The organism is Streptomyces sp. NPDC007095 (assembly GCF_040634475.1).
In the GTDB taxonomy this organism is placed as follows: Bacteria; Actinomycetota; Actinomycetes; order Streptomycetales; family Streptomycetaceae; genus Streptomyces.
Genome location: NZ_JBEYFS010000463.1, coordinates 1 through 3,057 on the forward strand (window position 1 = coordinate 1; position 3,057 = coordinate 3,057).

Below are 3,057 nucleotides of genomic sequence, written 5' to 3' on the forward strand. Positions count from 1 at the left end.
GTGGGGGGCCCCCCGGGCCCGCACGGGGGTCTGTCAGCCGTGCGCTGCGGCTGCCGCGAGCGCGGGCAGTGCGAGCGCTTCCAGGGCGGCGGCCTGGTCGGCGTCGGTGAGGGTCTGTGCGGTCGACGTGACGGCCTGCATCACGCCTCCGGCTGTGATCTGCCCGCCCCGGATGAAGTGGGCGAGGATCGTCTCCTTGGTCTCATTGCTGATCTTGAGCGTCTTGGTGACGTGCTCGATGGTCTTCGTCGGCTCGGCCACGGGCTTACCAGCGGCGGCCTGGATCTCGCGCAACTTCGCCTCGACGTACTCACGCGAGAGGAACGTGCGGACCGCGTCGGCGGTCTTGGACGTGATAACCGCGAGTTCCTTCCTCTCGGTCTCCTCAGACCAGGACACGACTCCCTCGTCGTGCTTGGCGCCGATGTGCACGGCGCGCATGACGTCCACGGGCATGGTCAGGCCGTTGGTGCAGACCTGCATGACCACGCGCGGGGTGACCGACCACGCACCGGCCCCGACTTCGCTGTTGGTGATGACGAACCCGGCCGAGACGATGGGGAGTTCGTCGCCGCTGCGGCCGTCGAACGGGGACCGGTACCCGCTGAGGAGCTCGGGAGCCATGACGGCGACCGCTTCGGATTGGACCCGCACGTACATGCGGCGGTCGGTGAGGTCGCAGCCTGTGACGTTGGTCGGGTGCCCGGACTTCTGCACGCCGTCCAGCGCGGCCAGCAGGATGTCAAGGTTGTCCATCACCTTGTAGCTGTCGGACATCAGCGCGCGGGCCACGCCTTCGGCGGGAGCGGCGCCGGGGGCGCTGTCGCCTCGGAGCGCACGGAGCATGAAACGGCGGTCGGGCTCCTGGCGAAGCCACGCGTTGACGTTCTCGTCCAGGAGCGGGACGTTCTCGGCGCGCATGCGGCGCAGGTAGGCAACCGGGATCTTCAGCTTGTCCGCGATGCCCTCGTCCGCGACGGCGGTGGGGCGGTAGGTGCCGTCAACGTCCGTCACGCCGTCTTCCGTGATCTGGCGCTCGATGCCCTCGACCTGGACGTTTCCGTCACGGAAAGACAGGGCGGACGCGGAGGCCACGACATCCAGCTTCCGGTTCCTGTGGTCCTCCAGGATGGTGACCAGGTCCCGGAGATCGGCGTTACGGGCGCCCCTGGGGGCTGCTGCGGTGGCGCGCTCTGCGTACTGCTGAGTCATGCTGTGTTCCCCTTCGCTGTTGGCTTCTGCGGTTCGGGGGGCGGGGCCACCGCCCCCCGAACAACTTCAACAATAGTGGAAATCAGGGGTGGGTAAACCCACCCCTGACCTGCGCTTTCCCCTACTTGCTGTGCAGGCCCAGCATGGACACGATGGCGTCCGACCAGTGGAAGTGCTCGAAGAACGCCAACGGCACCAGTGCGAACAGACCGGCCAACAGGTAATCGTCGACCTTCGACCACGTACGCGTAGCCGCGTGCCGGACGGCCCGCCGCCACGTGATCTCGATCCGGACCTCACACCCGAAATCGATCGGGTGGAACTCGCGGTGGATCCGCCCCAGCCTTCCCCCGGGGCGCGACACGTGGACGCGGTGCGCCCCGTCACGGTGGAGGCTGATCCGCTCGAACCTCCACGCATGGGGTGCCGCGCCGCCGGTCCGTCCGTGGAGCGTCCGGCCCTGCTTGATCTCCTTGCCGGTCATCCGCGAAACCAGTTTCATGATCAGTTTCCCCTTTGCCGATCACGGTTGCTGTCTGGACGTGCCCGGGGGAATGGCTGAGTGCTGCGCCATTCCCCCGGATGGGTTGCTGACTAGCTCAGAAACCCGCGCGACTGAAGGAATTCACCCATGATGTGTGCGATTCCCTGCGGCTTGTAGATCTGCGGGAATCGGCGCATCTCCACTTCGGTGCGCCCGGTTTCGTCCGGCTCCGGAAGCTGGTGGACGAGACGGTAAGGGGCGTCGCCCGTCGGCATTTCCAGAACGATCGGGCCACGCTTGGTGTCGACGCGAATTCCCGTGTACTTGTCGTCGACGTTGTGAACGATGTTCGCCCCCGCGCGCCGTACGGAAAGCGGAAGGAAGTTCGCGACGGTACGGGCCTGAATAGCAAGGCCATTCATCGGCGCGTCCGCTCCGGGTACGAGCCGGACAATGCCGTCAGAGATCTCGATTTCCACGTTTTCCCCTTCGTTGGTTCCTTGCGGTTCCGGGGGTCGCCTCCCCCAGAACTCAAATAATAATGGAAGATGGGGGAGAATGGAACCCCTGTTGCGCTCGATGTTGCGTACGGGGCTGCGTTCTGACGTTGCGTTAGGTGTTGCGTTTGAGGTTGCGGGGCCAAACGGCCGGCCTCCGTGAAACCGCAGCTCAGAGGCCTAGTCCCATGTGGTCGGCCTGCTGACATCCCCTCAGCTGCCACTTTCCCGCACCGTATAAGAATGAGTAGAGGAATGGGGGCGGGGTGTGGTCGGGCGGCGGCCTCGGGGATCGGGCTGGGCCTTTGTCGGCGGTGGCGCGGCGCCGGGTCGCCGCGCTGGGTGCCGGGGGCCTGGCGGCCTGTCAGGCGTCTATGTGGGCGCCTGGGGTGTGTGGGTGCCCGGAGGGCTCCCACACTCTCAGTTGTCTTCTGACGCTCTTTCACTGTCGCTGTCTCCGGGGCGGGTTGGGCCCGGAGGGCCCAACCCTCTCCCGATTTCCGTGCTTTACTGGGTCCATGGAATTCGGGAGTTCTCCTATTTCTCTCCTGTCAGGGAATTCGGAGAATCCCTGACACTCCCGGGAATGGACTGGAAGGCCATTCCCGCCCCCGGCACCCGAAAACCTGCCTGACACCCCCTCACACTCCACCCCACAAAACCTCAACACCCCTCATACACAACGCTTTTCGTGCCGGAGGCACGCAGCTTTATGGAATCTGGCCGGAGGCCAGTTCCATAAAGCACCGCCGGAGGCGGAATGCTTTTCGCGCGGGGACGCGCGAAACGAGCGGAGCGAGTATTCGGCTGCCGGAGGCAGACGGCGAGATCCACGTCTTCCAGGCGAAGGCCGTGATCTACGCG

General features: G+C 65.6%; 3 protein-coding genes. All 3 read right to left on the reverse strand.

Annotated elements, in window-relative coordinates; translation table 11 throughout:
* Positions 1–33 precede the first annotated feature (33 nt).
* The 3 genes from ABZ656_RS57280 to ABZ656_RS57290 all read right to left on the reverse strand — a co-directional run bounded on the left by ABZ656_RS57280 (position 34) and on the right by ABZ656_RS57290 (position 2,175).
* Positions 34–1,212, reverse strand: a complete 1,179-nt coding sequence (locus ABZ656_RS57280; protein WP_360280585.1) for a DUF932 domain-containing protein — start codon at positions 1,210–1,212, stop codon at positions 34–36.
* 121 nt (positions 1,213–1,333) lie between these two features.
* Positions 1,334–1,714, reverse strand: coding sequence for a hypothetical protein (locus ABZ656_RS57285; RefSeq protein WP_143615073.1), 381 nt, complete (start codon positions 1,712–1,714; stop codon positions 1,334–1,336).
* A gap of 92 nt (positions 1,715–1,806) precedes the next feature.
* Positions 1,807–2,175: a hypothetical protein gene (locus ABZ656_RS57290; protein ID WP_360280588.1), complete on the reverse strand. Its 369-nt coding sequence runs from the start codon at positions 2,173–2,175 to the stop codon at positions 1,807–1,809.
* Positions 2,176–3,057 lie beyond the last annotated feature (882 nt).

Bases quoted from the DNA above. Each gene is read 5' to 3' on its own strand.
- ABZ656_RS57280 (WP_360280585.1), bottom strand. From the start codon at position 1,212: ATGACTCAGCAGTACGCAGAGCGCGCCACCGCAGCAGCCCCCAGGGGC.
- ABZ656_RS57285 (WP_143615073.1), bottom strand. From the start codon at position 1,714: ATGAAACTGGTTTCGCGGATGACCGGCAAGGAGATCAAGCAGGGCCGG.